The organism is Pseudomonas sp. SDO5522_S412 (assembly GCF_054071215.1).
Window position 1 is genome coordinate 1 of the sequence record NZ_JBSVWQ010000057.1, and the last position, 25,020, is coordinate 25,020.

Genomic DNA, 25,020 nt, shown 5'->3' on the forward strand with positions numbered 1-25,020 from the left:
CTGCATCTGCCAGCTGACCCACCGCTTTCGCGAGCAAGCCCGCTCCCACACGAACCCGCTCCCACCATCAGTTATTGCGGATCTTCTCGACAATCGCCGTGGTCGAGCTGTTTTCCACCAACCCCAGCACTTTGACCTTGCCACCGTAGGCACTGACGATATCGGCACCCACCACCTGGTCGACGGAATAATCACCGCCCTTGACCAGCACGTCCGGCTTGACCTGGGCCAGCAGGTTTTCCGGGGTCGCCTCGGCAAAGCTGATCACCCAGTCCACCGCCCCCAAACCTGCCAGCACCGCCATGCGACGGTCGACACTGTTGATCGGCCGGCCTGGCCCCTTGAGGCGGCTGACCGACGCATCATCGTTGACTGCCACGATCAAGCGATCGCCCTGGGCCCGCGCCTGCTCCAGGTAGGTCACGTGACCGGCGTGGAGGATGTCGAAGCAACCGTTGGTGAAGACAATGCTCTCGTTATGGGCACGGGCATCGTCAATCGCCAGCAACAGTTGCTCAAGACTCAACACGCCGCGCTCCGAGCCTTCGGATCGCTGGATGGCGCGGCGCAGCTCAGGGGCACTGATGGCCGCCGTACCGAGCTTGCCGACCACGATACCTGCTGCCAGGTTGGCCAGGGCCACCGCATGGGGAAGTTCCTCGCCCGCCGCAATTGCCGCGGCCAGGGTGGAAATCACGGTGTCACCGGCACCGGTCACGTCGAACACTTCACGGGCCCGCGCCGGCAGGTGCATGGCCGGGTGATCAGGACGCAGCAAGGTCATGCCGTGTTCGCCACGGGTCACCAGCAAGGCACCCAGGTCGAGGTCGGCCATGAGTTGGGCGCCCTTGGTCACCAGCTCGTGCTCATCGACACAACCGCCGACGATGGTTTCAAATTCGCTGAGGTTCGGCGTGATCAGGCTGGCGCCCCGATAAATCGAGAAGTCCTTGCCCTTGGGATCTGCCAGCACCGGAATGCCCCGGGCCTTGGCGGCCTGGATCAGCACCTGATGGTTTTTCAAGGCGCCTTTCCCGTAGTCGGACAGCACCAGCACCTTGATGCCTTCGAGCATCTCGTCGACCTGGGCGCTGAGCACCAGGGCGTCGGTGGCGAAGGGTTCTTCAAAATCGATACGCAGCAATTGCTGGTGCCGACTCATGACCCGCAGCTTGACGATGGTCGGCTGGTGGGGAATGCGCTGGAACAGCGCACGCACACCCGCACCCTTCAGGCTGTTGGCCAGGCTGTCGGCAGCCTCGTCGTCGCCGGTCACACCCACGAGGGATGCCGGGGCGCCGAGGGCGGCAATATTGAGGGCAACGTTGGCAGCGCCACCTGGACGGTCTTCGATTTGCTCGACCTTGACTACCGGTACCGGTGCCTCAGGGGAAATCCGTGAGGTACCGCCATGCCAGTAACGGTCGAGCATGACATCGCCGACCACCAAGACAGGGGCTTGATCGAATCGCGGCATGGACAACTTCATGGAGCAACCCACATACAAAATGAACAGGGGCGCGATATTACCACAGGGTTGTCAAAGGCTTGTGCAATGTAGGAGCCGGCTTGCCGGCGATGCGGCCACCGCGGTTTTTCAGTGCAACCGCGGTGGCCATCGCCGACAAGCCGGCTCCTGCAGATCAGGTGATGTCGGCCGGGATCGGCGCGTCCAGGCCCATGGCATGCAGCCGGGCGTAGTAACCGTTTTGCGCCAGCAATTCGCCGTGGGTACCGCGCTCGACTATCCGGCCATCGTCCATCACCAGGATCAGGTCGGCTTTCTCGATGGTCGACAGGCGGTGAGCGATCACCAGGGTCGTGCGGCCTTGCATGACCTTGTCCAGGGCGGCCTGGATATGGCGCTCCGATTCGGTGTCCAGCGCCGAGGTGGCCTCGTCGAGGATCAGCAATGGCGCGTTCTTGAGCAAGGCCCGGGCGATTGCCAGGCGCTGGCGCTGGCCGCCGGACAGCAGCACGCCGTTTTCGCCGACCTGGGTGTCGAAGCCCTTGGGCAACTGGTCGATGAAGTCCTTGGCATAGGCATCGGCCGCTGCCGCCTCGACATCGGCCCGCGGTGCGCCGGCCAGGTCACCGTAGGCGATGTTGTTGGTCACCGTGTCGCTGAACAGGGTCACATGCTGGGTCACCTGGGCGATGTGCCGACGCAGGTTGAGCAGGCGATAGTCTTCGATTTCCACGCCGTCGAGCAGGATCTCACCGCTCTCATGGTGGTAGAAACGCGGGATCAGGCTGGCCAGTGTCGACTTGCCGCTACCCGAACGCCCCACCAGGGCAACCATCTGCCCGGGCTCTGCGGTAAAGGTGATGTCCTTGAGCACGTGGCGCTCGGTGCCCGGGTAGGTGAAGTTCAGGTTGCGCACTTCCAGGCGGCCGCTGACCTTGTCGCGCTCGATGGTGCCGCGATCGATTTCCACGTCTTCGTCCAACTGCTCGAAAATACTTTCGGCACCGGCCACGCCTTTCTGGATGGTCGAGCTGACTTCGGACAGCTGGCGGATCGGCTTGGGCAACAGGCCGGCCAACGTGATGTAGGCCACCATGTCACCCGCCGACGCATCACCGCGAAGGTACAGGACCAGGAACATCAACACTGCCATGGCGCTGTAGATCACCAGTTGCAGCGCCGGCGTATAGATCGCGCCGGTGCGGGTCATGCGCAGTTGCTTGTTGGTGTTGCTAAGGCTCGCCTTGAGGAAGCGCTTCTGCTCATACACCTCACCGCCGAAGCTGCGCACCACGCGGTAGCCCTGGATGGTTTCCGAGGCAACGTGGGTCACATCACCCATCGCAACCTGGATCTTCTTGCTCTGCTTGCGGAATTTCTTGCTTGCGGTGCTGACCATCACGGCAATCAACGGCAGGATGGCGATCATCACCAGGGTCAGCCGCCAGTTCATGAACAGCAGCGAGGCGAACAGGAAGATCACCGTCATGCCTTCGCGAATCACCACCTTGATGGCATCGGTCGCAGCACCGGTGACCATGGTCACGTTGAAGGTGATGCGGGAGATCAGGTGCCCGGAGTTGTGATTGTCGAAATAGCGGTTCGGCAGGGTCAGCAGGTTGTTGAACAACTGCACCCGCAGGTCGTGGACCAGGCCCAGGGAAACCTTGGCCAGCAGGTAGTTGCCCAGGAACGAACCGAGGCCCTGCCACGCGGCGATCAGGATGATCAGCAACGGCACGGCCTGCAGCAGTTGCAGGTCACGCAGGAAAGGCACCGTGGGGAACAACACCGCTTCAGGGTTGGACAGGCCATCGACAAAGTACTTGAGGATGTAGCCCAGCATCGGCTGGGTCGAAGCGAAAATCAGAAAGCCGACGATACTCAGCGCGAACAAGCCGGCATAGGGCTTAACGTAGCTGAGCAGGCGGAAGTATATTTTCAAGCTCGAAGGGCTTGCGCTCGGACTGGAGTCGGTCATATCACGCGGCGGTTTTGAAAAAGGAGGCTGACTTTAGCACAGCTTCTCTGTTGTACTTGCACGCGGCACAACCGCGGCCCCGTTGGATCCAACGGGCGACATTGTATAGCCACTACTTTAGTATGGTTGGCTTTCTTTATACTGGAACGGCTTTTCTGTATGCAATCCAAGCGCCTTACCTATGGCTCAAACCGCGTTTTCGACTTCCTCTGTCTGTGGATTCTGCCCATCGGCTTGTTGCTGCTCCTGAGTGCGCTGTTCTTCGTTACCAATCGAAATGTGCTGCACAGGTTTTACTACCTTCTATTCGCCGCGCCGACACTGTTGCTGCTGTGCCTGCGCCCGACGGAATTCAAGCAGGTATTGCGCGAGCCCCTGGCGATTGCCTTCCTGGTTTTCTCGGGCTGGGCGCTCACCAGCCTGCTCTGGAGCCCTGAGGCTACGACAGACTCCGACCTGTTCAAGCGGCCACCGAATACCTTCACGTTGTTTGCCGGTTTCGGACTGTTGCTGCATTACCGCAACGAACTGTTCAAGCCGATCTTCTTCTGCGCCGCGCTGATTGCGCTTGTATCGAGCGCCTGCAGCCTGGTGGCTTTTGCTCCCCATATCTCGGATGGCACGCGAATGATCGGCGGGCGTGGGGCACTTGATAATCCGCTGCTGAGCTCTCACGTATTCGGATTCTTCTGCGTTTACTGGCTGTACGTGTGCATGACTACCAAGCGTGCTCACGTACTCTGGTTCAGCGTTCCGGCACTGGCAATCATGGCCGCGGCGGTGCTGGCCACCGGCTCGAGAACACCGATGGTTGCACTGGTCCTCGCCGTGCTCTGGATGAGTTTCATCAGTCGCAATCGGCGCTCGGCTCTGCTGATCGCCTGTATGGCGCTGGGCGCTGCGGCGCTGTTGCTGTTCTATCCCGAAATGATCACCAATCGTGGCAGCTCGTTCCGGTTCGAACTCTGGAGCATGTCGCTCGCGCGTATCGCCGAACACCCCTGGATCGGCCACAGCTACGACTCAGAGTTGTACCTGACGATTGCCGACGGCTATCAACTGCGCGAACCCCACAGCTTTGCCCTCGGCGTGCTGTATTACGTCGGCATCATCGGCTTCATCCCGTGGGCCTTCATGCTCGGCTGGGGCCTGTACAAAAGCCTCAAGGAACGTGCACAGCCATTGTTCATCCTGGCCTCCTCCTTGCTGGCCTATGGCATCGGTGCCGGCCTGACCGAAGGCGGCGGCATTCTCTCGCGGCCAAAAGAACACTGGTTCCTGCTGTGGATCCCGCTGGCACTGATCGCCGGCCTGAGCATCGCCCAGCGTCGCCGCAGCCTGCTGCGCATGCCGGTTCAACGCCTGAAATCGCAAGACTTCGAACAGCTGTGCGCCAACGCCCACGTGATCGAAGCCGATGGCCTGGGGCCCAAGGTCCTGCGCCTGGAGGATGGCAGCTTCCTCAAGCTGTTCCGCCCTCGTCGCTGGTACACCTCAGGCAGCTTCAATCCCTATTCAGAGCGCTTTGCCAGCAACAGCGAGCAACTGCGTGCATTGGGGATTCCATCACCGGTCATCCTCAATCTCTATCAGTTAAAGGATGCGAGCAGCGCCGTACGTTATCAGCCGCTGCCCGGCCTGACCCTGCGCCAGGCCCTGCAAAGCCTGGACAGCAGCCTGCGGGAATCGCTGATCGAACGTTTCGGCCGGTTCATGGCCCAGCTCCACGAGCGCGGCGTGTACTTCCGCTCCCTGCACCTGGGCAACGTACTTTTGATGGATGATGGCGAGTTCGGCCTGATTGACGTGGCAGACATGCGCATCTACCCATCGCCGCTGCGTAACGCCCTGCGCCAGCGCAACCTGCGGCACATGCAGCGTTATCCCCAGGACCGCAACTGGTTGTTCGAAACCCACTTTGAACAACTCGCCGCTGGCTACGCTTCGGCTGCATCGCCAAGCGCCACGGCGAAGATCCGTGACCAGGTGTCCAGGCTCAATCGTCCGGTTGCGCAGGTAGCGAACCCGGCCAAGTGATGGTTTGAAGCGCCGGGGTTGCAGGCCCCGGGCCATTGCGATGAACGCAATGGCCCGGCCGCAGCCCTATGAGCTGCGCTGCGGCGCCAGGTACAGCCGCACCAACCCACGCAAGGTCTTGCGACCCCAGAACTTCAACGGAATCTGCTTGAGGATCTCCCGCGCCAGTGGGCGGTCACGGTCGGCAGTCTTGAGGAACATCGAGTTCAGGAAGTTGTAGCGAACCTGATCGTAGGCTGGATGATCGCTGAACAACCCGTAGGTCTTGAGGATGTTCTGGATCATGTAGCGGTGATTCTTGTAGGTGTTGGTCGCGTGCTGGCGATAGCGCGCCATCACCACGTTCAACACGTCGATGGTGTACCCGGCGTGGGTGATCTTCAATTCGATCAGCAAGTCTTCCAGCGGAATCAGCGGATCGAACCCTCCGACCTCTTCCAGCGCCTGCCGACGGATCATCAGCGTCGGTGCCGGCGGAAAGGGCTTGCGATCGAGGAACAGGTCATCGAAATCCAGGCTGCGAAACGGCAAGTCGCGGCGCTGCTTCTTCTCCGGGTATGGCTTGCCGTCCCCATCAATCAACTCGATATTGCCGGCGCAAATACCCACCTTCGGCTTGCCTTCCATGTAGGCAACCTGGGTGGCGATGCGCTCGGGCAGCATGATGTCATCGGAGCCGAATGGCGCGATCAGGCTGCCTTTGGCGCGAGCGATGGCACCGTTCAGGGTATTGGTCAGGCCCTGGTTCTGCTGCACCTGGAAATCAAACCCGTGTTCGGCCTGCAAGCGCTGGATGCGCTCCACGCTGTCATCCCTGGAGCCATCGTCTACCACCAGCAACTCGATGTTGGGGTAGGTCTGGCCGAGCACACTGAGAATGCTCTGCTCGATGTACGGCCCGTGGTTGTAGGAGGCGATGATCACAGTGACCAGGGGTTGCTGCAGACTCATGCTTTACCTACTTCACGCAGACCGGTTTCGATCAGGTTCAAATACTTGTGCCGGAACTCGTCCAGGGTGTGGTTTTCTTCCAGGTAGCGGAACACTTGCTCACCCTTGGCACGCAGCTCTTCGTCGCTCAGCGCCAGGTAAGTGTCCAGTGCTGCCGCCAACTGCTCGACATTGCCCGGATCATGGGAGAGGCCGCCGGCACCTTGCACCAACGGCAGCATCGCCGGGCCATTGGAGGCGATGACCGGCAGATGGCCGCTCATGCCTTCCAGCAGCGCCAGGCCCAGGCCTTCGAACAACGACGGCATGGTCCAGATGTCGAAACCGCGCACATACTTCATGCCATCTTCGCGAAAGCCCAGCAGGTGCGCACGGCCGGTCAGGCCCAGGCGCTCGATATCGGCGCGCAGGTCTGCTTCGGCGCGGCCGGAGCCGATGATCCCCACCTGGGCCTCAGGGTATTTGTCCTTGAGGGTGGCGAACGCTTGCAACAAATGGGTGTGGCCCTTGATCGGCACCAGGCGGCCCAGGGCGCCAATCATCCGTGCATCCAGCGGCAGGCCCAGGGCCTTGCGCGCTTCATCCCGTGGCAACTGCAAGGCTTCGGCCTGGGGGATGTCGATGGCATTGGTGACAAAGGTGGTGTTTTCGCGGGTGAACCCGCAGTTGAGGTCCACCAGGTAATCCCTGACCGCTGCCGACACCCCGACGAATCGCCACGCCGGGCTGACCCACTTCTGCGTCTGGCGCCGGCGGTAGCCCCGGGCGTACTCGCCAAAACCGTGGGAGATGCCGATGCACAGGGGGATCTTCAACCAGCGGTTGAGCGACAGCATCATGTTCACCGACTTGAAGCGGTTACAGATGACCACGTCGAATTTCTGCTCGCGGCAATATTTGTAGATCTGCCACATCGCGCCGAAACGAATGCCCTTGAGGGACTTTTCCGGCAACTCGAAATAATGGGAGTGCTCAGCCACGCTCAGGGGCTGGCCGGGCAGCGGGCGGCCGCTGAGGAACCCGGATGTGACCTCGAAACGTTCAGCCGGCAAGGCCTTGACGATCTGCTCGCCGAGGTCGGCGAAGTCGTGGGTCTTGACGTTGTAGTCCGGCTGTAACTGCAAAACCTTGAAACGAGGTTTCATAACTCTCCATGCTGCAATCTGGCTGCGGGCGCGCAGCCCGGCGAAAAGGGGCGGCAGGCGCTGCAAGCCTGCCTTCAATAAGGTCTCAATCCTGCTTCAACACCCAGAGCAACTCATGACGGCGCACCGCCTTGCGGAAGAACTCATTCTCTCCGTAAGGCGATGGACTACGGCCCGCCAGTAATTGCTGCAACCACCTGCGCACGCGGCGCTTGAACGGCGCCCGCGGCTGCAAGTCGTGCATCATGCCCAGGGCCATGGCCTTGTCCTGCTGCTGGCTGAGCGTCAGCGGCAAGCTGCAAGGCACAAGTTCACGGGAGGCATCAAAACGCGGCGGCAAGGCCACGCCAGCGCCCGAATCACCCATGGGCCAACGATCGTTATCATGCAGGTGGTTGGCGTAGCCGAGCAACGTGCCCGGTTGCCACTCCAGGCCTTGCAAGGCTTCGAGAATCGCGGCGTGGGCGCAGATGTGATCCGGGTGCGGGTCCAGCAACGGCGTCGGCAACACGATCACCTGCGGGCGCGCCTTGAGCAGCAATGCCCGCAGGTCGGCAATCAGGTTATTCCAGGTCGGGGCGCCGTCCACATCCCCGGGCAAGGCCAGGGCATTGAACTGGCGAAACAGCCGCGTATCGTCCAACTGAGCTTCCCGGGAAGCCTGGGGCTGATCCGGTGCGGCCTGCATCGCTGCAAGCTGCATGCAGAAGTACCCCAACTGCACGCACTGCGCTTCGGGAACGCCCGCCCAACGCGGCACGGTGACGCTATCCCAGGCACGCAGGCGGCCTTTTAGGCGTGCGGCATCGGCCTTGGGCATGCCCATTTGCTGATAGTGATCGGCTTCGATTTCGCCCGCTGTAAGGGTGACGATCCAGCTCTCATCGGCTTGGCTGTAGAGGCTGAAGGCGGCCAGTTCGGCATCGTCGGCATGGGGCGCAATGACCATCACGCGCTGGTGACGGTAATCCGGCTGGCGGAACAACCACAGCGTCGGCTGCCCCTTGATCCGGCAGAAACGCCCGCGCAAGCGCAGCTTACCGCCGGACAGCGCTTCGCCCATGCCTGTCAGGTTGAGATAGCGCCACCCTGCGACACCTCGCTCGAAGACTTGCCGGTCTGGCGCATCCAGGCCCAACACTTCCACCGCCGGGTCGAGAAAACGCCCCAGCCACGAGCTTTTGAGCTCAACCCCTACGATCAGGGTTTCATCGCCCACCAAGGGCGTGTCCAACAGCAGGCGCCCTGCTTCAAGACGCAGACCCGCGCACTCGCTCCCTTCAGGAAACGCGTACTCATAGTCGTCTTTAGGCGAGTAGAACAGATGGTCGGCAAACCAGGCTTCATGCGCGGCCCACAGCACCACCGCCAGCAGCAGCGGCAACCACCAGGCCACCAGCACACCGACAGCCACCAATAGCAACAGGCCCACCAACAGCGCAATACGCTTGTTGCGCCGGTGCTGCTTGAGCAATTGCTGTTTGCGACTCATACGCTGAACACCGGCACCGGGTTGCACCAGCGCTCCTTGTATTCACGGTCGGAACGCCCGAAGGAGAAACGCAGCGGCTTGTCGCTCGCCCGCGCTTGCTCCCAGGCACTTTGGGTATTGAGGAAACTCAGCACGCTGCCGGGGCTGAACGCCTTGGTTTCAGGGTCGACACCGCCGTTGACGTATTCGGCGCTGACCCACTGCGGCGCCTGCACCTGATACACCAGTTGCACGGCAATCGCAGCGTCATTGAGAAACAGCACCGAGCCGAACAGGAATTCCTTGAGCAACTCCAGCACCTCGGCCAAGCGCTCGGCACCCGCCGCCGGGAAACCCCAGCGCCGCTGGAACAGGTCGCAGTAAATCGCCGCCAGTTCGCTGCTGGAAAACTCGCCGACCGCCCGCACCACGCCGCCCGCCTCTTCCAGCAAACGCAATTCACGGCGCTGGTTGTAGCGAAACTTCTTCGACAACTCTTCCGGTGTGCGCGCCATGGCCAACTGCTCGGCCTGGGGCTTGAGGGTGCTTACGCGCCCCTCATTCAGTGCAGAGAGATAACGCGCGCGATGGCGCAATGGCACCTGCGCATCGGCGGCAATCGGCAGAATGATCTCGGCATTACCCAGATCAAACAGGCCTTTTTTGCCTTTGCGCTTGAGCACGTCCTTGGACAGGGCCAGGTCGCGCCCCCAGGTAGCAATTGCGCCCTTCAGCTCACCGTCCTGCTCCCAGCCCAGGTAGCGCACCGGAATCTGCGCCAGGTGCGCCAGCCGCTCGACGATCTGCGGATGAGTCGCCACGCTGCCGCCAAAACGCTGCCAGGCCTGGGCGTAAACCTCGGCCTCGACAGGCGTCCAGCCACGTTCACGCCAGCCCTGGAAGCGGTTCAGCATTTAGACCACGGCGTCATAAGGGTCCACGCCGTCCTTGACCACGAGGATGTCTTCCATGATCAGGTACTGCAGGTCGGAACCGAAGAACATGTTCAGCGCGTCGGTCGGCGAGCAGATCATCGCTTCGCCACGACGGTTGAGCGAGGTGTTCAGCGACACACCATTGCCGGTCAGTACTTCCAGTTCTTTCATCATGTCGTAGTAGCGCGGGTTGTATTCGCGCTTGAGCACCTGGGCACGGGAGGTACCATCTTCATGGACCACTTCCGGCACGCGGGTTTTCCACTCTTCCGACACTTCAAAAGTGAAGGTCATGAACGGCGCCGGGTGATCGACCTTGATCATCTGTGGCGCAACGGTGTCGAGCATCGACGGGCAGAAAGGCCTCCAGCGCTCGCGGAACTTGATCTGGTGGTTGATCCGGTCAGCCACGCCGGTGGCGCTTGGGCAACCGATGATCGAACGACCGCCCAGGGCACGCGGGCCAAACTCCATGCGGCCCTGGAACCAGGCCACCGGGTTGCCGTCGACCATGATCCTGGCGATGCGCTTGGGCATGTTTTCAATCTTGCGCCAAACCGGCTTGCTCTCGTGCTTGGCGCACGCCGCGATCACGTCTTCGTTGCTGTAGGACGGGCCGAGATAGACGTGTTCCATCTTCTCAACCGGTACGCCACGGGCGTGAGACACGTAGGCGGCTGCACCCACCGCAGTACCGGCATCGCCGGACGCCGGCTGCACGAACAGCTCCTTGACGTCGTCGCGGGCAATGATCTTCTGGTTCAGCTTGACGTTCAGCGCACAGCCGCCGGCAAACGCCAGCTTGCCGGTGTCTTTGAGGATGTCGCCCAGGTAATGGTCGATCATCTGCAACGCCAGCTTCTCGAACAGCGCCTGCATGCTGGCCGCGTAGTGGATGTACGGCTCGTCGGCGATATCGCCTTCGCGCTTCGGACCCAGCCACTCGATCAGTTTTGGCGAGAAGTAGAAACCCTTGCCCTTCTCTTTGTAGCGGCGCAGGCCGATGACGTTGGCGTAGTCGGTGTTGATCACCAGCTCGCCGTTTTCAAAGGAGGCCAGGCGCGAGAAATCGTACTTGCTGGCATCGCCATACGGCGCCATGCCCATGACCTTGAACTCACCGTCGAGCATCTCGAAACCGAGGAACTCGGTGATCGCGCCATACAGGCCGCCGAGGGAGTCCGGATCGTAGAATTCCTTGATCTTGTGGATCTTGCCGTTTTCGCCGTAGCCGAAGAAGGTGGTGGCGTACTCGCCCTTGCCGTCGATCCCGAGGATCGCGGTCTTCTCCTGGAAGCCCGAGCAATGGTAGGCACTGGAGGCGTGGGCCAGGTGGTGTTCAACCGGTTCGATCTTGATTTTCTTCGGATCGAAGCCCAGTTGCTCCAGGCACCAGACGATCTTGTTGCGATAGCGCTTGTAGCGACGGTTGCCCATCAGGATCGCGTCGAGGGCGCGGTCCGGGGCGTACCAGTAACGCTTGGCGTAGTGCCAGCGGGCCTCGCCGAACAGGCTGATGGGGGCGAACGGAATCGCCACCACATCAACGTCGGAAGGCTTGATACCGGCTTGTTCCAGGCAGAACTTCGCCGACTCGTAGGGCATGCGGTTCTTTGCATGTTTGTCGCGCACGAAGCGCTCTTCTTCGGCGGCCGCGATCAGCTTGCCGTCGATGTACAAGGCTGCGGAAGGATCATGGCTAAGGGCGCCGGACAGGCCAAGAATCGTCAATGCCACAGGGGTCTAGCCTCTTTTAGTCTGCATGCAGGCGCGTCACGCCTGAAAAAAGTGTGCTCCCCGCCTGGGCGAGAAACAGCTAAAGGGCGGGATTATAGCGTAAACACGGCGCGGGATGATCTAGGGATTGTGGCGACCGGTTGTCACTGCAGGCCTAGCGGAAAATCTCGATGCTGCCGTCCCTGTTCTGGCGGTAGACCGTGTAGGGCAGCACAAGGGTGTCGAGCAAGCCGGAGGCCACGAGCTCGGCGGCGAAGATCGGCAGGGAGCCGGAGGCATCGCGCGTGTGCTCTTTGGTGGTGTCGGGGGCGCCGTTCAAGGTGCAGAAACCGTAGATCACCCCACTGTAGATACGCGGCACGTTTTCACAATAACTGCGCGATTCCTTGAGGTTCTGGCTGGCAACGGCGTCCGGGCGAAACACCGTGTTGATGGTGCCGCAACCGGTGGTGGATACCAGTACAGCGGCGAGAAGGACTCTGGTTGCAAGACTCACGGACAACTCCATTTGGCATAAGTGTGGGCATTCATCCCTGCCCCATACAACCTTGCCGGATCCGTTTATGAACCCGGGCGCCAATAGATACTGATGTTGCCATCGGTACCTTGCTTGTAGACCGTATAGGGCAGGACCACTGTATCAACAATGCCCGAGACCGTTATATCCAATAGAACGAATGGCATCAGCACGCCAGTGAGGTCCGGCGCGGCGTGCAGCAGGCAGAAATCAAAGGCAACCCCGCTGTAGACACGGGGAATCGACTGGCAGTAGGTTTTTTGCTTCCTGAGTTCACGTGCCGCCGCCGCGTCTTCGCGCAACAGCGTATTGGCCGTTCCGCAGCCGCTCAACACAAGGATTCCAATGCTTAGCGCAGCAGTCATTTTTAGCGTCATGGCAAGCCCTCTGAATGGCCAGCAACGCTAACATCGGCCCTGTTGGTGACCCAGACCCCACGCACCGCCGCGCCATGTAAGAAGATTCCGAAATGGCAAAAGCTGGCTGAATCGTTAAACTCGCGCACTTTTGTGCGCCATGGATGCTGGTTTACTCATGAAAGTTGTTGTACCCACTCGATTTGCGATGCTGCTTCCCGGACTGCTTGGCCTGTACAGCAGCGCCCAGGCCGATGAAGCGCCACTGGTCCTGGACCCCAGCGTGGTCACCGGTTCGCGCAGTGCCAGCCCATCGTTTGACCTGCCGTATTCGGTGGACAGCATCAGCCGTGAGCAAATCAGCGATGGCCAACTGGGCATCAATGCTTCAGAGGCACTGTCCCGCGTGCCCGGCCTGGTGGTTCAAAATCGCCAGAACTACGCCCAGGACTTGCAGATTTCCTCCCGTGGCTTCGGTGCTCGCTCGGCATTTGGTGTGCGCGGTATCAAGCTGATCGCCGACGGCATACCCGCCAGCACCCCGGACGGTCAGGGCCAGGCGACGACGTTCAACCTCGACACCGCCGAGCGCATCGAAGTCCTGCGCGGCCCGGCCGCCACGCTGTATGGCAGCAATGCCGGCGGCGTGATCCAGATGTTCTCCCGCAACGGCGAAGGCCCGCCGCGCATCGGTGCCGAGACGCTGGTGGGCAGTGACGGCCTGAGCAAGAACCACCTCACCGCCGAAGGCGCGGCAGACGGCGCAGGCTTCGTGCTGGACGCCTCGCGCATGGACACCGACGGTTATCGCGACCACAGCAGCGCCCGCCGCGACCAGACCTTTGCCAAGCTCAATTTCGAGCCCGATGAAGACAGCAAACTGGCGCTGATCTACAGCAGCCTGGAACAGAACGGCACGCAGGATCCGCTGGGGCAGGCGTGGGATGCGTACAAGGCCGACCCGCGCTCGGTCAGCAGCGCCGCCGAGCTGTACAACACCCGCAAAAGCATCGACCACCAGCAACTGGGGATGAATTACGAGCGGTATTTCGGTGATGCCACACTGCAGGTGAATGCCTATACCGGGCGGCGGAGCGTGATTCAGTACCTGTCGATTCCCAAGGGAACGCCCGCCAACGAACGCGGCGGCGGCGTGGTGCAGTTCGACCGCAAGTTCTACGGCAGCTCCGTGCGCTGGATGCAACCGGTCGACAGCGTGCCGGGCGAGCTGATGATCATCACCGGCCTGGATTTCGACCAGAGCGAAGACAGCCGCCACGGCTACCAGAATTACAGCGGCAACACCCTTGGCGTAAAAGGCCAGTTGCGCCGGGATGAAATCGACACCGCCCGCAGCCTCGACCCCTACATCCAGGCCAACTGGGCCATCAATCGCTGGACCCTGCAAGCCGGGGTACGCCACAGCACCATGGCACTGGATGTCGACGACCAGTTCCTGAGCAACGGCGACTCCAGCGGCAACAAGACCTATCAGAAGAACACACCGTCCGTGAGCGTGATGTACGCCTTCACGCCCGACCTGCACGGCTACGTCAGTGCCGGCAAGGGGTTCGAGACGCCAACCCAGGCGGAACTGGCGTACGCGCCGGGCAACATCGAAGGGTTCAACTTCGGCCTGAAGCCGTCGGAAAGCACGCAGTATGAAGTGGGCTTGAAGGCACAACTGAACGACACCCGGGTCAACGCCGCTGTCTTCCAGATCACCACCGAGGACGAGCTGGTGGTGGACCAATCGATCGGCGGCCGCACCAGCTACCAGAACGCCGGCCGCACCCTGCGCCGCGGCTTCGAACTGGGCATCGAAAGCCAGCTCAGCGAGCAGTGGAGCACCAACATCGCCTACACCCGCCTGCAAGCCACCTACGACAGCGACTTCATCGGCGGCGGCAAACCGGTGGACAAAGGCAACTACCTCCCCGGTGTGCCACAAACCACACTATTCGCAGAGCTCAACTGGAAACCCCGGGACTGGGTCAGCACCGCCGTGGAAGGCATATACCGCAGCAAGGTCTACGTCGAAGACACCAACCAGCAACACGCGGCACCGGGCTACAGCGTGTTCAACTGGCGTGCACGCTTTGAGCAGAAGGTGGAGCACTGGACGTTCCACCAGACCCTGCGCCTGGATAACTTGCTGGATCGCCAATATGTGGGGTCGGTGATTGTCGGAGACGGCAACGGCCGCTATTACGAAGCAGCGCCGGGACGCTCGTGGTATGCAGGCGCCGGCGCCGAGTACACATTTTAGAAACTGACCATCGAACTTGTGGCGAGGGAGCTTGCTCCCGTTGGGCCGCGCAGCGGCCCTAAACCCCTAGCCCACTGCCTTTGGCAACCGCTGATCAATCACCCGATACAACGCACTGCTCTCAGGCCAGTTACGCATAAACCTTGCCCGATCCCTGGCATATGCCGGAGCGAAGCTGCTCAAGGACGTGTGCTGACACATCGAATCCAGGTCGATCAGCGCCCAGCGATCCGTGTGCCAGAACAGGTTATGCCCCTTGAAATCCCCATGGCTGATGCGCTCGCGGATCAACTCTGCGAACAAATTATCCAGGGCCTGCAATTCGGCCTCGGGTGCCTCGCCACTCTCAACATACGGCGCGAACCGCTCGATAATGTCCGGCCCCGGCAGGTACTCGGTCACCAGATACGCGCGGCTGCGCAGCCACAGGAAGCGCTTTTCCAGCAACGCCAGCGGCTTGGGCGTGGCGATGCCGAGGAACGCCAGGCGATTGCCTTCGCGCCACGAATGCCAGGCCCGGCTCGGGCGCCAGAAGCGCTTGAGCCAATGGGCAAAACCCTTGATGTTGTAGCGCTTGATCACGAGTGGTCGACCAGCCACCTCGACCTTGGCGACACTGGCCGCCCCGCCGGTTTTATACAGGTGGCCCTGGTCGAGCAGCGCATCGGCCTGCGCCAGCACCGGCAGCATCGCCGCTTCTTCCTCACGACGAGTCGCGCGCAGGGCGAACGGCCCGCGCACGACGCTGAACAGCGTGCACTCCCGGCCAACCTTGCTCAGGAAGTCCTTCAAGCGCCAGACGCTGACCTTGCGTACCTGCTTCTGCAACGCTTCGAGCGGCAACGCGTGTTCGCCATTGCTCAGCAGGTAATACACCAGCAACTCTTCGGTAAACGGCTCGAGGTTTTTCGGCAACTGCGCGAAAAACACCCCAAGGTTTTCCAGCACCCGGTTACGCGACAGCGGTTTGCCCGCCTCTTCGACACAGATCCCGGCGCCGTCGATCAAATACAGTTTGCCGTCCTGACGCAGCAGGTTGTCCAGGTGCAGGTCTTCCTGCCACAGGCCCTTGGCGTGCATCTGCGCAATCGCACCCAGCGCTTCGGCGAGCACCGCTTGCTGCTGGTCAGCCAGCGGCGGCAGGTGCTCAACAGCCTGCCACGCATCAGCCAGGCTGTCGGCGCCTTCAAGAAACTCGAACAGCAGCCAACCGCCCTCACCCTCTTGCAGACCATCGGCCAGCAACAGCGGCGTGGTCAGGCCTTGCTCGGCCAACAGCCGCACGCCCTTGAGTTCACGCTGAAAATGCCGCGCCGCCTTGCTGCCCACCAACAATTTGGCCAGCACCGGGCGCCCGCGCCACACAGCTGCGCCGACATAACGCTGGCCCGGCAATACCCGCAGCAGGCTCAGCAGTTGCAACTGCCCAGGCCCGGCAGCGTCTGCCAGTTCGATGCTCAGGGGCAGGCTTGGCGTGCGGCCGGCATTTTTCAGTTCGGACAAACGCATCAGCGGTTCTCCTTGTGACTGCGCCGGGCCGCCAGGCGCTGGTGCCAGGTGGCAACCAATGCGCTGTCCTGCGGCTGGTCCAGGTAGGCCGCCAACAGCTGGCGAACCTGATCGTCCGACCATTGCGGCGCACGGCGCAACAGCGGTTCCAGGTCCTTGACCCGGTCACGCCAGCCGAACAGCAGCGGGCGGGTTTTCTCCAGGTCGATTAACTGCGCCGCGTACCCGTCGCCGGTGGCCTGCAGGAAAATATGCTTGGGATAAAAACAGCCATGCACCTGGCCCACGCTGTGCAACTGACGAGCAAGCTGACCGCAGGCCAGCAGGATTGCCCGCTGCTGCACGTCGCTCAACTCAGACCATTGCTCCAGCAATGAATCCAGGTCATTCCAACCATCCAGCGCCCGGGTCAGCAACATCGCCCGATGCTCTCCGGCCACTTTGCGCTCACCGAAAAACGCCGCCTGCAATGCCGGAATACCCAACTGCCGATAGCGGCTGATGTTACGAAACTCGCGGGCAAAACTCGGCTCGCCAAACGGGCGGTGCAAGGTGCGCGTCAGGTAGTTGCTCTGGCGCTTGAGGTAGTAGCCCTGGCCTTCGAGTTCGAGGCGAAACACGCTGCTCCAGCCGCCGCGGCTGGTATTGGGCTCGTCCACCGCATCCAGTTGCTTGGCCCACAGCGCGTCGAAAGTGCCGAGGCCGTTGCGCTCAAGCAATGCTCGATCTTCGGCCGCCAGGAAATCACTCATTCTCGCCCCTCGAAAAACTTCACCACGTGGCGAATTCGCTGTTTGTCCGCCGCACTCAAGTGTTTGCGCTGACGGTATTGCATGTAGAAGCGCAGGCGCTGGGTAGCCGACAAGTGATACTTGGCGACTTTGTCCAGGCAGGCCAGGTCCTTGGTAATGCGGTACTTGAGCCAGAACCCGCGCCAGAAATCGCCATTGGGGCAATCAATCAGGTACAGGGTTTGCTGGTCGTCCACCAACAAGTTGCGCCACTTCAAATCGTTGTGGGTAAACCGGTGGTCGTGCATGGTCCGCGTGTATTCAGCGAGCTGGCGACTGATCTTGTTGACCCACACCGGATCCGACAGTTGCGGGTCATTGCGCTCGGCCAATGCCGACAAGTCTTCGGTCTTCGGCAGCTCGCGCGTGATCATCGCCCCGCGGTGATACGCCAGGCCTTTACGCTCCAGGCCCCAGGCGATCACATCGGCGGTGGGTATGCCCCACTTGGCGAAGCGCTTGAGGTTCTGCCATTCGGACTTGACTCGTGGCTTGCCCAGATAGCGGCGCAACCCCTTGCCTGCACCGACGTAGCGCTTGACGTAATAGTTGACCCCGCCGCGCTCCACGCGAATCACTTCGGACAACGGATCGCGGGTCAGCCGCTCGCCTTGCAGGGCGAACACGGCTTCCAGGCTACCAAAGTCATCCGCCAGGGCGGCGTAAGCGGGTTCCAGGTTCCAACCCGCCATCAGAGCGCATCCCCGTATCGTTGCTTGCGTGCGTAAAGCTTGGCGGCCATGCGTTCCAACGCCGACAGCAGCGCGCTTTGCTCGCCCAGGATCTGGCGCAAAGGTTGCTGGAAGTACGCCTTGAGAAACCGCAGTTTGTCGCGCCGGGTCAAACCGATCTCCAGGGCGGAGTAGTAAAGCCCCGCCAGGTCCTTGTCACGCCAGCGCCGGGGAATCTTCGAACGCACCTGGGCACGGTGCAGGTCGATCACCGAGAGCTTGATGTTGTGCACGGTAACCGGTTGGTCGGTGTGCAACAGGAAGTGGCACAGGTAGCAATCACGATGGTTCACGCCCCCCCGGTGCATCGTGCCCAGGGTGCGCGCAAGCTCAACGGTCAAGGCATGCCGAATCGCCGGCACGGGCGGCTGCTTGACCCAGTCCATGGTCAGGTCTTCAAGGCTGACGATAGGCGCCAGCTCTTCAGTGACGATGAACGAGTGCTGGTCGGCCGGGTTGCTGCCCTTTTCACCAAAGGCCACGCCGGTCATGGTGGGCACGCCGAGTTCCTGCAGACGCTGGATCGCGTCCCACTCCTGGCCCGCGCCCAAGACAGGCAACTTGGCCGTGATCAGGTTCTTGAGGATTTCACCCCAGCCAATTCCCCGGTGGATCTTTACAAAATAATGGCGGCCTTCCACTTCCGTACGCAGGGTACGGCGCGCGGCCAGCTCACGAAACACCTGGCCGTCCAGCTTCTCGACTTCGGCGAACGCATCGCGTCCGGCCCACAGGGTCTTGAACGGTTCGGCAAGAATCAACTTCATCGGTTTGGCTCCGCCAGAATCAGGTCCGCAGCGTACTGCGGCATGCTATAGAGGTCGGCCGTCTCTGCGAAGGCCAGACCATTGCGGCTCCACGCCGCGCGCGCTTGTGGATCGTCGAGCATATCCACCAGGTACTGGTTGAGCTGGGCCTGCTCGAACGGTTCGTCCAACACCCGCCCACTCTGGGCCTTGTCGATATAAAACGCGTAGCCGCAGACCTTGCTCACCAGCACCGGGAGGCCGGCGACCACCGCTTCGATCAGCACCATGCCGGCCGCCTCGTTGTACGCGGGGTGGATCAACAGGTCAGCGCCCAGCAGAAAGCGCGGGATATCGCTGCGGCCCTTGAAGAACTGCACCTGGTCGCCCAGGCCCAGCGCAGCACTCTGCAATTGGAATACTTTGGGGTCGTCCTGGCCGATTACAAATAGCCGGGTGCGTTTCTTCAGGCTCGACGGCAGCGCGGCCACGGCCTTGAGGCTGCGATCGACGCCCTTGGTCTTGAAGCCCGAGCCAATCTGCACCAGCAGCAAATCATCGTCGGCCAGGCCGAATTCGCGACGAAACTCGGCGCGGATCTCGGCAGCATTGGGCGGCGCGCGGCGGTCGCGGGCAATGCCCGGGGGCAACAAATGAAAACGCTCGGCCTGGGTCCCGTAATACTGGGTGAACAGCTGCTGCTGGTGTTCGGACAGCACCATGATCTGCGTCTTGGCGTCTTTGTCGAACACTGCACGCTCGTATTCGGCAAAGTGCTTGTACCGGCCGAACCAGCGATACATCGGGTTGCGCAGGTTCTGCGCCTTGTCTTCGAACACGCCGTCGGCGGCGAAGTACAGGTCCAGCCCCGGCATCTTGTTGAAGCCCACCACGCGGTCGACCGGGCGCTTGGCCAGGTCGGCCTGGATCCAGGCGTAGAGCTTTTCATTGCGCCGATGGTTGACCAGCGCCTTGACCGGCGCCACCAGTACTTCAAAGCCCGGCGGCACGTCACCCTCCCAGATCAGCGTATAGACGCGAATCTGATGCCCGCGCTGCTGGCACTCCAGGGCAATGCGCATGAAGTCGCGCTGCAGGCCACCAAAGGGGAAGTATTTGTAGAGGACAAAAGCCAGTTGCATCAGTGTTCCTCAGCCAGTAACAACGTGCTTAAACGAGTTGCGACACGCTCAGGGTTCAGGCGAGTGAAGCACAGGGGCCACTCGCGCTTGAGATCGAACCGACGCTGGTCTTCGGCAGTCGGTTGATAAGTGCATTTCTTTTGCAGGCAAGGCGCACACGGGAAGTCGCTGGCCAGGTGAATCTGCGCCTTGCCATAAGCCCCGGTCAGGCCAGGATTGGTAGGGCCGAACAGGGAAATCGTTGGCACATCCAGCGCTGCGGCCAAGTGGCCAAGGCCGGTGTCGACCGCGACACACGCCTTCGCACCCGCCAGCACCCGGGCCACGCCCGCGAGGTTCAGCCTGGGCAGCACTTCGGCGTTTTTCAGGCCCTGGGCCAGGCGTTCAGCCCGGGCTTTTTCGGCGGCATTGCCCCACGGCAGCTTCACGTCCACGCCAAAGCGGTCCATGCGTTCGGCCAGGTCGCGCCAGTAGGCTTCCGGCCAGTGCTTGGTGTCCCAGGTGGTGCCGTGCAGCAGCAGTACAAACGGTTTTTTCGGCGGCAGGCCCAGCAGCTTGTCGACACTGAGGCCGTAGTCGCCCAGGCCTTTTGGCAGGTCATAACCGAGGGCGACGGCAAACAGCTGGCGCAAGCGCTCCACCGCGTGCTGCCCACGGGCCACGGCCAGGCGTCGGGAATAGAAGTGCGCCGCCAATGGCTCGCGAGCCGACTGTTTGTCGAAACCGACCACCGGGGCACGTACGTAGCGGGTCAGCCAGGCACTTTTCAGCAGGCCCTGGGCGTCGATCACTAGGTCGTATTTGGTCGACTGCACGCTCTTCTTGAAGCGCCGCCATTCGCCACTCTTGAAGGTCTGCCAGAGGTTCTTGCGCCAGCGGCGGATCGCCACCGGGATCACCTTGTCCACCGCCGGGTGCCAGGTGGGAATCTCGGCGAAGCCTTCTTCCACCACCCAGTCAAACCGGATGCCCGGGATCGCCCGCGCCGCGTCGGTCAACGCCGGCAAGGCATGAATCACATCGCCCAGGGATGAGGTCTTGATTACCAGAACCCGCAACTTAACGAACCTCGACCACAGTGCCCTGCAACCGCTGCAACGCGTCGCTGACAGGTTGCGGCAGCAACTGGCGCAGGCAGTTGTAGTGGCCGAAGCGGCAGGTGCGATCAAAACACGGGCTGCAATCCAGGCCCAGGCGCACCACTTCGACCTTGTCGGCCAGCGGCGGGGTAAACCCGGGAGACGTCGAGCCATACACTGCCACCAGCGGGCGGTTCAGCGCCGCGGCCACGTGCATCAGGCCGGAGTCGTTGGACACCACCGCGTCTGCACAGGACAGCAGGTCGATGGCCTCGGCCAGGGATGTGTCGCCGCTCAGGTTGACCGCCTCTTCGCGCAGCCCCGGGATCAAGCGCTGGCGAATATCCTCGCCCACCGAATGATCGTTTTTCGAGCCGAACAACCAGACTTGCCAGCCCTCGCGAATCTTCATCTCCGCAACCTTGGCGTAATGCTCCGAAGGCCAGCGCTTGGACTCGCCAAACTCCGCGCCAGGGCACAGCGCCAGCACCGGACGGTCCAGCTCCAGGCCGAACTTGGCCAGGGCGGCGTCGCGGGTGACCGGGTCGATTTGCAGGCTCGGGCGCGGATAAGGCGTCGGCAACTCGGCTCCCGGCGCGTAGGCCAGGGCCATGAAGCGCTCGATCATCAGCGGGTAACGGGCCTTGTCGAGCTTGCGCACATCGTTGAGCAGGCCATAGCGAAACTCGCCACGCCAGCCGGTGCGTTTGGGAATACCGGCGAAGAACGGCACCAGTGCCGACTTCATCGAGTTGGGCAACAGGATCGCCTGATCGTACTGGCCAGCCAGGGACTTGCCGATGCGTCGACGGGTCGCCAGCTCCAGCGCGCCGTGGCCGAGCGGGAAGCTCAAGGCCTGACGCACCTCGGGCATGCGCTCAAGGATCGGCCGGCTCCACTCGGGGGCGAGCACGTCGATTTGGCAGTCGGGATGACGTTGCTTGAGGCACTGGAACAGTGTCTGCGCCATCACCATGTCACCGACCCAACTGGGCCCAACGATCAGAATATTCATGTAGTTTCCACAAACGATACGGGGAGGCTCATGCCTCCCCGCCTTATATAGTGTTTCAGCTTAACCCCAGTTCATGCCAGATTCGCTGCACCTGGCGCCGTTCGTCAGCGAACTGGTCCCCGGCCACCGTACCGGCCTCGTTCTGCAGGGCCTGGCGGTGAGCGGCGGAACGGTAGGCTTTATACACCTCGCGCAGCAAATGGGCATCGGCGGCGGGCATTAGCCCGACCTGCTCCAGGCCTTCCAGAATGCGGATATTGTCGGTGTAGCGCAGCAACGATGGATGTTGCGCAGACCACGCCAGAGCCGCGTATTGCACCATAAATTCAATATCGACGATACCTCCGGCGTCCTGCTTGAGGTCGAACGACGCCGTGGGTTCGAAGGCATTCGCCGCCGTTCCCGCCGCCGTGGACTTGGTGCCGAGGTTGTCGCGCATCTTGGCGCGCATCTCGCTGACCTCCTGGCGCAGCTTGTCCAGGTCCTGCGCACGGCCCAGCACTTGCGCCCGTACCTGCTCGAAAGCACGGCCCACATCCTGACTGCCTACCAGCACTCGCGCACGCACCAGCGCCTGGTGCTCCCAGGTCCAGGCTTCGTTTTCCTGATAACGCGCAAATGCGCCCAGGGAACTCACCAGCAAACCGGATGCGCCCGAAGGCCGCAGGCGCATGTCCACTTCATACAACTGGCCCGAGTTGGTCTGGGTGGTCAGCAGGTGAATGATCCGCTGCCCCAGCCGGGTAAAGAACTGCGCGCCATCGATCGGCTTGGCACCGTCGGTTTCGGCCTGGGGGTCACCGTCATGGATAAACACCAGGTCCAGGTCCGAACCATGCCCCAATTCGATGCCGCCGACTTTCCCATAACCGACAATGATGAAGCCAGGATCGCACAAGGTGCCGTCCACCCGTTGCGGCGAGCCGTAGCGGGCAACCGTCTGGCGCCAGGCCAGGGCCAGCACTTGTTCGAGGATGGCTTCGGCGAGCCAGGTCAGGTAGTCGCTGACTTTCATCAACGGCAGGCTGCCGGCGATTTCCGAGGCGGCCACCCGCAGGCGGTGGGCCAGCTTGAAGTGCCGTAGGGCTTCCATCTGCTGCTCAAGGTCATCTTCGGGGATGCGCGTCAGGCGCTCGCGCAATTCGGCGGCCAGTTCCGGCGCCAGCGGCGGCTTGAACAGGCGGCCTTCGTTGAGCAGTTCGTCCAGCAGCAGTGGGAAGCGGGTGATCTGCTCGGCAATCCACGGGCTGGCGGCGCACAGGGTCAGAAGGCGACGCAGGGCGTCGGGGTTTTCCGTCAGCAACACCAGATAAGCGGAACGCCGGGCGACGGCTTCGACCAAGGGCAGGACGCGCTCCAGTACCAGGTCCGGGTTGGCATGTTCGACGGCCTGGGCCAGCAAGCGCGGGATAAATGCATCCAGACGCTCGCGACCCAGGCGCTGCATGGCACGCAATTGCGGACTGCTGCGCAGGCCGGCCAGGGTTTTCAAGGCTTTGGGCGCGTCGGTAAAACCGCCTTCCTGCAACTGACGGCAGGCGGCTTCCTCGTCCTGGGACTCTTCCCACAACGGCAACCACTCACCGCCCACCATCAACTCGCTCTCTTCGCCCTCTTCTTCATCCGGATCGGCAATCACCTGGCGGAAATGCCAGTCCACCCGGCCACGCCAGTACATCAGGCGCTCATGAAACGCGGTCCAGTCCGGAAAGCCCAGCATAAAGGCAATCCGCGCCTGGTCTTCGGTGCCATCCGGGAGCATCTGCGTCTGGCGATCGGCGATCGCCTGGATCGCGTGCTCGGTGTAGCGCAGGAATTCATAGCCATCGCGCAGCTCGGCGACCACCGCCGGCGGCAGGTAACCCTGGCCTTCCAGGGTACCCAGCACTTTTAACAGTGGGCGCTGCTGCAGGCTCAGGTCACGGCCACCGTGGATCAGCTGGAACGCCTGGGCGATAAATTCGACTTCACGGATGCCGCCCGAGCCCAGCTTGATGTTCTCGGCCATGCCCTTGCGCCGCACTTCCTGCTGGATCAACTGCTTCATGGTGCGCAGCGCTTCGATGGCGGAAAAGTCCAGGTAACGCCGGTAGACAAACGGTCGCAGCATGTCGAGCAGTTGCGCACCGGCCACCTGGTCACCGGCCACCACCCGCGCCTTGATCATGGCGTAGCGTTCCCAGTCGCGGCCCTGGTCCTGGTAGTACTGCTCCAGCGCGTTGAAGCTGAGCACCAGCGCCCCGGCTGAGCCGTAAGGTCGCAGGCGCATGTCGACCCGGAACACAAAGCCGTCGACGGTCATCGGGTCCAGGGCCTTGATCAGTTTTTGACCAAGACGGATGAAGAACTCCTGGTTGTCCAGCGAGCGCTTCACGCCGACCGTGTCGCCGCCTTCGGGGTAGGCGAAGATCAGGTCGATGTCGGACGACAGGTTCAGCTCCACTGCGCCGAGCTTGCCCATGCCGAGGATGACCATGTGCTGCGGTTCGCCGCTGCGACGGCCCGTGGGTGTGCCGAACAATACGCAGTGGCGCTGGTACAACCACTGATAGGCCTGGTCGATGCTGGCGTCGGCCATGTCCGACAGGTCGCGGCAGGTTTGCACCAGGTCCGCCTGTCGGGTCAGGTCGCGCCAGATGATCCGCACCTGCTGGCGGGTGCGCTGTCGGCGCAGAACCCGGCCCAGTTCGTCTTCTGTCTCGGCTTGTTGCACGGCCGTTGCAATCTGTCCGCACAGCTCGCCGGGGGCAAAGCTGCGGTCCAGTTCGCCCCAGGCCACCAGCTCGAGCAACATCAAAGGGTCACGAACACTCTGTTCAATGACAAAATCACTGGCGGCGCACACACGGGCGAAGTCAGCCCAACGTTGCGGCGTCCACTCAGAAAGGCCATTATCGCCGTCCAATCCGGCCACGGCGTCACGAAATGACTGCTCGGCCCGCTTGGCAAATGGAAGCAGGATGGCCGGGAGTTCGGCCTGCATTGGAAGGCTCATGGTCTATCCTTGATCGGCGCGTAAAGGGCTTGTAGCTGTGAACGCAAGAACCACGCTCGGTGAAGGACTGTCGAACAAAGGTTAGAAATAGCTGAAAATTTTTCTTTTTTGGCAGTCAACATCAAATCTCTACCCTTTCTTGTTC

Annotated in this window: 19 protein-coding genes; 2 read left to right on the forward strand and 17 right to left on the reverse strand. The window is 61.9% G+C overall.

The features are described 5' to 3' along the window. Window positions 1-67: 67 nt before the first annotated feature. Complete coding sequence (gene hldE, locus ACW9I6_RS14580) at window positions 68-1,489, reverse strand: bifunctional D-glycero-beta-D-manno-heptose-7-phosphate kinase/D-glycero-beta-D-manno-heptose 1-phosphate adenylyltransferase HldE (RefSeq protein WP_003209486.1); 1,422 nt, start codon at window positions 1,487-1,489, stop codon at window positions 68-70. Window positions 1,490-1,643: 154 nt separating this feature from the next. Then, window positions 1,644-3,449 carry a lipid A export permease/ATP-binding protein MsbA gene (gene msbA, locus ACW9I6_RS14585; protein WP_003209481.1) on the reverse strand — a complete coding sequence of 602 codons (1,806 nt, stop codon included), beginning with the start codon at window positions 3,447-3,449 and terminating at the stop codon, window positions 1,644-1,646. Window positions 3,450-3,608: 159 nt separating this feature from the next. Between msbA and ACW9I6_RS14590 the strand changes: the two genes are divergently transcribed. Then, window positions 3,609-5,486, forward strand: a complete 1,878-nt coding sequence (locus ACW9I6_RS14590) for a bifunctional O-antigen ligase/aminoglycoside phosphotransferase family protein (protein ID WP_134325633.1) — start codon at window positions 3,609-3,611, stop codon at window positions 5,484-5,486. A 66-nt stretch (window positions 5,487-5,552) separates the two neighbouring features. On the opposite strand, the gene ACW9I6_RS14595 is transcribed toward ACW9I6_RS14590, so the two are convergent. The 7 genes from ACW9I6_RS14595 to ACW9I6_RS14625 all read right to left on the reverse strand — a co-directional run bounded on the left by ACW9I6_RS14595 (window position 5,553) and on the right by ACW9I6_RS14625 (window position 12,619). Further along, window positions 5,553-6,437 (reverse strand): glycosyltransferase, encoded by an 885-nt coding sequence (locus tag ACW9I6_RS14595; RefSeq protein WP_102604281.1) that lies wholly within the window; start codon window positions 6,435-6,437, stop codon window positions 5,553-5,555. Then, a complete protein-coding gene (locus ACW9I6_RS14600; protein ID WP_008439138.1) occupies window positions 6,434-7,582 on the reverse strand; it encodes a glycosyltransferase family 4 protein in 1,149 nt (382 codons plus the stop codon). Before ACW9I6_RS14600 ends, ACW9I6_RS14595 begins: the two co-directional genes overlap by 4 nt. Before the next feature lie 85 nt (window positions 7,583-7,667). Then, a complete protein-coding gene (locus tag ACW9I6_RS14605; RefSeq protein WP_457339477.1) occupies window positions 7,668-9,074 on the reverse strand; it encodes a PIG-L deacetylase family protein in 1,407 nt (468 codons plus the stop codon). After that, window positions 9,071-9,967, reverse strand: a complete 897-nt coding sequence (locus tag ACW9I6_RS14610) for a GNAT family N-acetyltransferase (protein ID WP_008439141.1) — start codon at window positions 9,965-9,967, stop codon at window positions 9,071-9,073. Before ACW9I6_RS14610 ends, ACW9I6_RS14605 begins: the two co-directional genes overlap by 4 nt. After that, window positions 9,968-11,725 (reverse strand): carbamoyltransferase family protein, encoded by a 1,758-nt coding sequence (locus tag ACW9I6_RS14615; RefSeq protein WP_008439143.1) that lies wholly within the window; start codon window positions 11,723-11,725, stop codon window positions 9,968-9,970. 154 nt (window positions 11,726-11,879) lie between these two features. After that, window positions 11,880-12,233: a YceK/YidQ family lipoprotein gene (locus tag ACW9I6_RS14620; RefSeq protein ID WP_008439144.1), complete on the reverse strand. Its 354-nt coding sequence runs from the start codon at window positions 12,231-12,233 to the stop codon at window positions 11,880-11,882. A 53-nt stretch (window positions 12,234-12,286) separates the two neighbouring features. Next, a complete protein-coding gene (locus ACW9I6_RS14625; protein ID WP_010169294.1) occupies window positions 12,287-12,619 on the reverse strand; it encodes a YceK/YidQ family lipoprotein in 333 nt (110 codons plus the stop codon). A gap of 157 nt (window positions 12,620-12,776) precedes the next feature. Here ACW9I6_RS14625 and ACW9I6_RS14630 point away from each other — a divergent pair, with 157 nt between their 5' ends. Further along, window positions 12,777-14,867 carry a TonB-dependent receptor family protein gene (locus tag ACW9I6_RS14630; protein ID WP_457339478.1) on the forward strand — a complete coding sequence of 697 codons (2,091 nt, stop codon included), beginning with the start codon at window positions 12,777-12,779 and terminating at the stop codon, window positions 14,865-14,867. A gap of 66 nt (window positions 14,868-14,933) precedes the next feature. Here ACW9I6_RS14630 and ACW9I6_RS14635 read toward each other — a convergent pair whose 3' ends face one another. From ACW9I6_RS14635 to glnE, 8 genes are read right to left on the reverse strand one after another with little or no spacing between them, the layout of a single operon-like run. Continuing rightward, window positions 14,934-16,376, reverse strand: a complete 1,443-nt coding sequence (locus ACW9I6_RS14635) for a lipopolysaccharide kinase InaA family protein (RefSeq protein WP_177008306.1) — start codon at window positions 16,374-16,376, stop codon at window positions 14,934-14,936. Next, the gene (locus tag ACW9I6_RS14640) at window positions 16,376-17,128 is read right to left on the reverse strand and encodes a lipopolysaccharide kinase InaA family protein (RefSeq protein ID WP_008439156.1); all 753 of its coding nucleotides are present in this window, start codon (window positions 17,126-17,128) and stop codon (window positions 16,376-16,378) included. The genes ACW9I6_RS14635 and ACW9I6_RS14640 overlap by 1 nt, the downstream gene beginning before the upstream one ends. Next, window positions 17,125-17,859 carry a lipopolysaccharide kinase InaA family protein gene (locus ACW9I6_RS14645; RefSeq protein WP_003209451.1) on the reverse strand — a complete coding sequence of 245 codons (735 nt, stop codon included), beginning with the start codon at window positions 17,857-17,859 and terminating at the stop codon, window positions 17,125-17,127. The genes ACW9I6_RS14640 and ACW9I6_RS14645 overlap by 4 nt, the downstream gene beginning before the upstream one ends. After that, a complete protein-coding gene (gene rfaP, locus ACW9I6_RS14650) occupies window positions 17,859-18,665 on the reverse strand; it encodes a lipopolysaccharide core heptose(I) kinase RfaP (protein WP_134325629.1) in 807 nt (268 codons plus the stop codon). Before rfaP ends, ACW9I6_RS14645 begins: the two co-directional genes overlap by 1 nt. Continuing rightward, window positions 18,662-19,786: a glycosyltransferase family 4 protein gene (locus ACW9I6_RS14655; protein ID WP_003209448.1), complete on the reverse strand. Its 1,125-nt coding sequence runs from the start codon at window positions 19,784-19,786 to the stop codon at window positions 18,662-18,664. Before ACW9I6_RS14655 ends, rfaP begins: the two co-directional genes overlap by 4 nt. Continuing rightward, the gene (gene waaC / locus ACW9I6_RS14660) at window positions 19,786-20,844 is read right to left on the reverse strand and encodes a lipopolysaccharide heptosyltransferase I (protein WP_008439160.1); all 1,059 of its coding nucleotides are present in this window, start codon (window positions 20,842-20,844) and stop codon (window positions 19,786-19,788) included. The genes ACW9I6_RS14655 and waaC overlap by 1 nt, the downstream gene beginning before the upstream one ends. A 1-nt stretch (window position 20,845) precedes the next feature. Continuing rightward, the gene (waaF, locus tag ACW9I6_RS14665; protein ID WP_457339479.1) at window positions 20,846-21,880 is read right to left on the reverse strand and encodes a lipopolysaccharide heptosyltransferase II; all 1,035 of its coding nucleotides are present in this window, start codon (window positions 21,878-21,880) and stop codon (window positions 20,846-20,848) included. 55 nt (window positions 21,881-21,935) lie between these two features. Further along, window positions 21,936-24,875, reverse strand: a complete 2,940-nt coding sequence (glnE, locus tag ACW9I6_RS14670; RefSeq protein WP_032899861.1) for a bifunctional [glutamate--ammonia ligase]-adenylyl-L-tyrosine phosphorylase/[glutamate--ammonia-ligase] adenylyltransferase — start codon at window positions 24,873-24,875, stop codon at window positions 21,936-21,938. Between the last annotated feature and the right edge of the window lie 145 nt (window positions 24,876-25,020).

What these genes read in the sequence shown, in the direction of transcription:
- ACW9I6_RS14610 (WP_008439141.1), bottom strand. Translation starts at nt 9,967, where the DNA reads ATGCTGAACCGCTTCCAGGGCTGGCGTGAACGTGGCTGGACGCCTGTC.
- ACW9I6_RS14590 (WP_134325633.1), top strand. Translation starts at nt 3,609, where the DNA reads ATGCAATCCAAGCGCCTTACCTATGGCTCAAACCGCGTTTTCGACTTC.
- ACW9I6_RS14620 (WP_008439144.1), bottom strand. Translation starts at nt 12,233, where the DNA reads ATGGAGTTGTCCGTGAGTCTTGCAACCAGAGTCCTTCTCGCCGCTGTA.
- ACW9I6_RS14600 (WP_008439138.1), bottom strand. Translation starts at nt 7,582, where the DNA reads ATGAAACCTCGTTTCAAGGTTTTGCAGTTACAGCCGGACTACAACGTC.
- msbA (WP_003209481.1), bottom strand. Translation starts at nt 3,449, where the DNA reads ATGACCGACTCCAGTCCGAGCGCAAGCCCTTCGAGCTTGAAAATATAC.
- waaF (WP_457339479.1), bottom strand. Translation starts at nt 21,880, where the DNA reads ATGAATATTCTGATCGTTGGGCCCAGTTGGGTCGGTGACATGGTGATG.
- ACW9I6_RS14595 (WP_102604281.1), bottom strand. Translation starts at nt 6,437, where the DNA reads ATGAGTCTGCAGCAACCCCTGGTCACTGTGATCATCGCCTCCTACAAC.
- ACW9I6_RS14630 (WP_457339478.1), top strand. Translation starts at nt 12,777, where the DNA reads ATGAAAGTTGTTGTACCCACTCGATTTGCGATGCTGCTTCCCGGACTG.
- ACW9I6_RS14625 (WP_010169294.1), bottom strand. Translation starts at nt 12,619, where the DNA reads ATGACGCTAAAAATGACTGCTGCGCTAAGCATTGGAATCCTTGTGTTG.
- ACW9I6_RS14605 (WP_457339477.1), bottom strand. Translation starts at nt 9,074, where the DNA reads ATGAGTCGCAAACAGCAATTGCTCAAGCAGCACCGGCGCAACAAGCGT.
- ACW9I6_RS14645 (WP_003209451.1), bottom strand. Translation starts at nt 17,859, where the DNA reads ATGGCGGGTTGGAACCTGGAACCCGCTTACGCCGCCCTGGCGGATGAC.
- hldE (WP_003209486.1), bottom strand. Translation starts at nt 1,489, where the DNA reads ATGAAGTTGTCCATGCCGCGATTCGATCAAGCCCCTGTCTTGGTGGTC.
- rfaP (WP_134325629.1), bottom strand. Translation starts at nt 18,665, where the DNA reads ATGAAGTTGATTCTTGCCGAACCGTTCAAGACCCTGTGGGCCGGACGC.
- ACW9I6_RS14655 (WP_003209448.1), bottom strand. Translation starts at nt 19,786, where the DNA reads ATGCAACTGGCTTTTGTCCTCTACAAATACTTCCCCTTTGGTGGCCTG.
- ACW9I6_RS14635 (WP_177008306.1), bottom strand. Translation starts at nt 16,376, where the DNA reads ATGCGTTTGTCCGAACTGAAAAATGCCGGCCGCACGCCAAGCCTGCCC.
- ACW9I6_RS14640 (WP_008439156.1), bottom strand. Translation starts at nt 17,128, where the DNA reads ATGAGTGATTTCCTGGCGGCCGAAGATCGAGCATTGCTTGAGCGCAAC.
- glnE (WP_032899861.1), bottom strand. Translation starts at nt 24,875, where the DNA reads ATGAGCCTTCCAATGCAGGCCGAACTCCCGGCCATCCTGCTTCCATTT.